The following is a 2,982-nucleotide window of genomic DNA, read 5'->3' as shown; positions in this document are numbered from 1 at the left end:
TCGCCGTAAGACGCTAGGTCGTTGGCTTGGGGTGCGTATTCTACGCTTTCCCGTGTCGGCGTCAAGTGTTTTTTCAAACTTTCTTTTCGCCTTGAATCCAGTGTTTTGAAGCACTTAATTCAACCCAACTCGGTGACCGCTTTCGCTGTCTGCCGTGTCAGTGGATGCGCATTATAGGCACCACAAGATTTTGTGCAAGGCCTTTTTTGTCATATTTATGAATTAATTTTTATACTTAAGTTAGCACCAGCTTAAGAACATCTTACTCACAGATTTATCCACAATTAAGAGGTTGTAAGCGATAAAATATCCTAAGTAGCAAAGTGACTTGAATAGTAAAATCCTATGTAGACCACGATTAAAAGTATCATTTATTTATATGCATGCTTAATGAGTCGAGTGCAATCGGTCCAAAAACAAAAACTCTCACCCATGTTAATAGCTTAATGGCCCTTAGTTAGGTTAAGCGGCCTATATTGATAGTATGTAAAACTGAGCTGATTTAAATAGACTTGATTATATTCGACTGTATATAGACTAACTATGAGTTTTACGAGTTGATCTTGGATGTGTGCAGTGACACTTAACGTGCTCATAGAAGATTGAGGAATCATCCTATGGGTAAACTCTGCCTTAAACAGCAAAGGGATATTTATATAAAGTTACTCAATGTAAGTGACAAGTTTTGGAGTCGTTCTTATTAACGACGAATAGGAACCATAACTGAATATTTGAATAGACTTGCGGCATATTTAAAAAGAGTTACTTTAAAGGATGCAGATATAGATGACTGTGGATTTTAACAAAGCGATGATCAATCTTGATATGTTGATTGTCACGTCACCAAATTGTATAACAATCTTTGTATCGTTTACTTAAGTGATTACATTGATAGAATCCACACAAAAATAATATGGCAAAGCCAAGCTTAGTTTGAAGAGGTGGCGTTTTTCATAATAGTCTTTAGTGCGTAATTTACATTATCGAGCATCATTCTAACTTGCCATAATGTTGCTATATACTATCGCCAGCTTGAATACGATGAGTTTACCTATCGATAGCTTAGTAAGACTGAGGAGCTAAACAATTATTACGGGTAGCAGAATTTCTGCCTGATAGGCAAAACTGATGGCTTATTTAGGAACACATCTAAGACGGTACTGTGTCAAGGATTTGAATTCACTGCGGCTTAGATAGGTAAATAATACTTAGATATAGTGGGCTAGCTGGTTGGTACGGCTTCAATTTAATAACTTTTGATTTGTAGACAAGAAAGAGATGAATAACATCAGAAACCTATTAATTAAATGAAACCTGAAACATCAAGATTAACGGCGAAGGTTAGCAACGAACAATGTCAAATCAACAGCATGTCACCACAGACCAGCAGTATGAGTAAATGGTTACTAGACTTTAATAAGAGATAATATAAAGCCATAAATAACAGGCTAAAAACTACTAGTGACGACGAGCATCTAAGCTGATTTTCTAGTACCTTATCTTACTAGCTTTGTTTAATAAACGCAGGACCTTCATCCATCCTCGCTCCGGCTCTTATTAAAGCTTGTTACTCATAGCGACATACACGATACGAGTGTCATATTTGATTATATAGCTCAAGTACTTTGAGTTCTCAAACTGCAGCCATAAAAACCACTGCATTATAACCCGCTGTGTCACGACTCACTCACCTTAATTAGATGCCTGGAAATAATCAGCTATCTCAGGGTTATCGACCATAGATTTTTATTGATCATGTGCGATCATTGTTTTCAACCGAAAAATGACATGCATTAAACGCATCTTCAATTTCTCAGAGATTTTTACATCAATTAAGCGTATAAAATAACCGCCTCTGGCATAGGTATATAAACATACTATTATGTAATGCTATCAACGACCATTCCCTCAAATTTTGGACACAAGACAGCCGCAACAAAATAGTGGCCTATCTCGCGACGATTTCAAGTCAACTAGGTGCCTAAAAATAACTTACTCTGTCATGGGCATATCATCCACACTGGTTAATGGTTCACATTGAGAACAACTTTAGACACAAAACAAAAAGGCCACACAATTAAGGTGGCCTTGCAGTATTCTTTATCGCTGGGAAAACAAACGACCCTGGCATGGGCATATCATCCACACTTGCTAATGATTCGTATTGAGAAAGACTATAGGCACAAAACAAAAAGGCCACTCGGTTAGAGTGGCCTTGCTGTTTTAGTTGGCGCCTGGAAATGACCTACTCTCGCATGGGCATATCATCCACACTGGTTAACGATTCGCATTGAGAAGTCTTTAGGCACAAAACAAAAAGGCCACCTGATTAAAGTGACCTTGCAGTGTTATTTAGCGCCGGGAAAATAACCGACTCTGGTATGGGCATATCATCCACACTGGTTAATGATTCACATTGAGAACAACTTTAGACACAAAACAAAAAGCCACACAATTAAGGTGGCCTTGCAGTATTCTTTATCGCTGGGAAAACAAACGACCCTGGCATGGGCATATCATCCACACTAGCTAATGATTCACATTGAGAACAACTTTAGGCAAAAACAAAAAGGCCACCCGATTAAGGTGGCCTTGCTGTTTTATTTGGCGCCTGGAAATGACCTACTCTCGCATGGGGAGACCCCAAACTACCATCGGCGATACTGTGTTTCACTTCTGAGTTCGGAATGGGATCAGGTGGTGCCGCAGCTCTATGGTTTCCAGACAAACTCTTTTCTAGGACATTACACTAGATAACTCTTGGTGCTGATACCCAGAATCGAACTGGGGACCTCATCCTTACCAAGGATGCGCTCTACCAACTGAGCCATATCAGCAAATTACTTCTTGGAACATACTCTTTCGTAAAAGAGAAATTAGGCGCCTGGAAATGACCTACTCTCGCATGGGGAGACCCCACACTACCATCGGCGATACTGTGTTTCACTTCTGAGTTCGGAATGGGATCAGGTGGTGCCACAG

1 tRNA gene and 2 rRNA genes are annotated in these 2,982 nt (G+C 39.5%); all 3 read right to left on the bottom strand.

The annotated features are described in order from the left end of the window. Positions 1 to 2,609 precede the first annotated feature (2,609 nt). A 5S ribosomal RNA gene (gene rrf, locus H5123_RS20225) occupies positions 2,610 to 2,725 on the bottom strand. A gap of 36 nt (positions 2,726 to 2,761) precedes the next feature. Next, positions 2,762 to 2,837, bottom strand: a tRNA-Thr gene (locus H5123_RS20220). A gap of 45 nt (positions 2,838 to 2,882) precedes the next feature. Further along, positions 2,883 to 2,982, bottom strand: a 5S ribosomal RNA gene (gene rrf, locus H5123_RS20215); the annotation flags it as partial.

This window comes from Shewanella sp. SR43-4 (assembly GCF_014163845.1).
Taxonomy (GTDB): Bacteria; Pseudomonadota; Gammaproteobacteria; order Enterobacterales; family Shewanellaceae; genus Shewanella; species Shewanella vesiculosa.
The sequence above is the reverse complement of the archived record's forward strand: the minus strand, read 5'-3'. Positions and strand labels throughout refer to the sequence as shown.